General features: G+C 49.0%; 3 protein-coding genes. 1 reads left to right on the top strand and 2 read right to left on the bottom strand.

The genetic code is table 11. The features are described 5' to 3' along the window. Positions 1-659: pyocin knob domain-containing S74 family peptidase (locus tag L462_RS24070; RefSeq protein WP_219810785.1), on the top strand; the 659-nt coding region annotated here is incomplete at its 5' end. Here the strand turns inward: L462_RS24070 and L462_RS00015 are convergent. Together L462_RS00015 and L462_RS00020 are read right to left on the bottom strand one after the other, a co-directional pair. Then, positions 656-1471, bottom strand: a complete 816-nt coding sequence (locus tag L462_RS00015) for a tail fiber domain-containing protein (protein WP_032679841.1) — start codon at positions 1469-1471, stop codon at positions 656-658. The genes L462_RS24070 and L462_RS00015 overlap by 4 nt on opposite strands. A gap of 78 nt (positions 1472-1549) precedes the next feature. Continuing rightward, on the bottom strand, positions 1550-2263 hold the full coding sequence (locus tag L462_RS00020) for a tail fiber domain-containing protein (RefSeq protein WP_082209516.1): 714 nt from the start codon (positions 2261-2263) through the stop codon (positions 1550-1552). Positions 2264-2476: the final 213 nt, after the last annotated feature.

Here is a 2476-nt window from a genome sequence, read left to right as displayed (position 1 = left end):
TCGGTTTGGGAAGTAGCGCGACAAAGGACGTCGGAACGACTGCCGGGAACGTCATGCAGGTGGGGGCATTCGGGTTGCCAACTGGTGATGCCAGGGCCTTTAAAACAGATATGGCAGTTGCTCCTGACGGGACAAACTTCAATAGCCTAACTGAGCCCGGTACTTATCGTTTGCTGTTAGATATGGCGAAATCAACTTCAGGGCCAATCACCAGCTGGTATGGGTATGTTCAAAATTATGTTCGTATTTCTGATGCAGCCTTAACGCAGTTCTGCTTGCCGTATGCCAGCAAAACAGATGCGGGAAGATTTTTTTTCAGGGGTTACAATACTGATGGATGGAGCCCATGGAAGGAAATAATGACGTCTGCAGTTTCTGACAGAATTATGAAAAATATTGGTGACGACCTCGATCCAGAAGAGGCGCTGGGCAACATTTCGCGGATGGAGTTCAAACACTTCACCTTCAAAGATGATGAAACGCAAACCCCACGTCGCGGAGTGATATCACAGCAAATTCAGACAATCGATCCAGAATATGTCAAAGAAATAGGGGGCATATTACACCTTGACCAGACACCTCTTTTGCTCGATGCGCTGGCCGCGATAAAAGCCCTGGCAATCCGCGTCAGGGCTTTAGAAGGTAAGAGAGAAAATTAAACGTTTGGGCAGTCCTTTAGCGCAGCAAGTTCGCTCTCAACACCTTTCAGCCGGTTGGTTAATTCCTTGATTGCCTCAACGTAGAGGGCGCTCATTGCGCTGTAGTCTACGGTTTTGAGGTCATTAATCTCTTTGCCTTCCGGCGTTGTGCCGGAGCCGTCAGAGCTCACTGCAACCGGCAGAACCCGCTCCAGTTCCTGGGCGATGATGCCTGCGCTGCGTACCGACTCCGATTCTGTGAGCTGAATGCCGAACGTATAACCCGTCAGGGAACAAATCTTCTCAAGTGCTTTACTGACGGGCTCTTTATCGAATTTCACTCGCTCATCAGAAGTCTGGTTCATCGTGACGCAGGTAAACTTACCATCAGCTCCAAAAATGAAGCTGTAGCCATTCGCGCCACCATTATCGTTGTTATCGGGCCTGAGTCGGATATAGCCATCCTTGCCAGCATAGATTACCCCACGTGATGCATTCCCACCTGTACCGTAAAACCACACATGGACGTTACTCGCATCGTTGGGAGCCCATATGTTAGCCGATGTTACGGCTTTGACCGAGCCCTCGGCGCTGATGCTATTTTGACAGTAGATGGGGTTACGGAATTCAAAACTATCCCCGATAAATACGTATCTCCCGCCGTAAAATGTGAAGTCCCCTTTACCAATAGAGCCGCTTGAATTGCCCCCACACAAAATGCGCGCGTCATAGTCGTTAGTACCCAGAAAATGGAAATCAACAAAGCTTGCTGAAGAAGGTTTTTTGGCTCCGATCTCGAGGCTTCCGAAGTTGGCTGTGGCGCTGTCTCCCAAACCGAGGTTTGCTATTCCATCCGAGGAACTGAGAGAGCTGAAGTAAAGTAATAAAATGTGTGGGTTAAAAAACAGGCATTATGTTGGGATGTTTTGCTGCGAGTGTTTTACCTCATTTATTTTTTCACGCGCTTTTTCTGGATCGGTTAGTGCAAGGTCAATCAGGCTGAATAGTTCTTTTATGGCCTCAGTGTGGTAAGCAGCCGACACGCCAGAGGTATCAAGAAATTTAAAGTTCTCAATCACCGTTTCATCACTGAACTTACGGTCTCCGTATGTCTTGACTGCATCGGGGCACCACTTCTCAACATCCTGGGCAATTAGGCCTACGCCCCGGCCACCGTCTTTAATCTCGTATGTCGTGCCGCGCCAGCTAATAACTGCGGCCAGAGAATTTTTCACAACCTCAATATCAAATTTGTGACGGATATCAGAACCATTAACCCACGCGCCCGGAGAAGTGGCAGAACCATCGTAATTAAAGCTCCACAGTTTTGACCCTGTGCCATACGATGCACCGTTATAGTAGATGGAGTATGTAAGCGTGTTGGTACCTGAACCACGAGTTATCCCGGCGATCCAGCCGTCGGCATACCAGTTGTACTGAAATGCTCCGACATACCCTGTCGCGCCAGTGTTACCATCGCCGGAAACAGTCAGTATATTGTTATCTTTGCCTGCCCCCTGCTGTACTCTCCCCCTCATCAAAAATCCCTTTGCCAAATCGACATCGAGACCACCGTTTGCGGAAATAACAGAGTTGGCATCAGCTGCAATGGGTGCGCCTTTCAAATTCAGCGGGCCTGTAAGTGTTCCGCCTGAGGTTTGCAGAGCTCCTGCAATACGTGAATCATCGCCAGCAGCGACCGTACCGGCCGCCGTGCCAACGTTCCTGGTGGCGCTGTCTCCTAAACCGACGTTTTATAGATTGCCCTTTGGTGGCCTGGCCGATAACTTCATCTGATTTTTTTGTGAAAATTATTGGGTGAAAAGTATGCAAATTGG

This window comes from Enterobacter sp. BIDMC 26 (genome assembly GCF_000534435.1).
Taxonomy (GTDB): Bacteria; Pseudomonadota; Gammaproteobacteria; order Enterobacterales; family Enterobacteriaceae; genus Enterobacter; species Enterobacter ludwigii.
The sequence above is the reverse complement of the archived record's forward strand: the minus strand, read 5'-3'. Positions and strand labels throughout refer to the sequence as shown.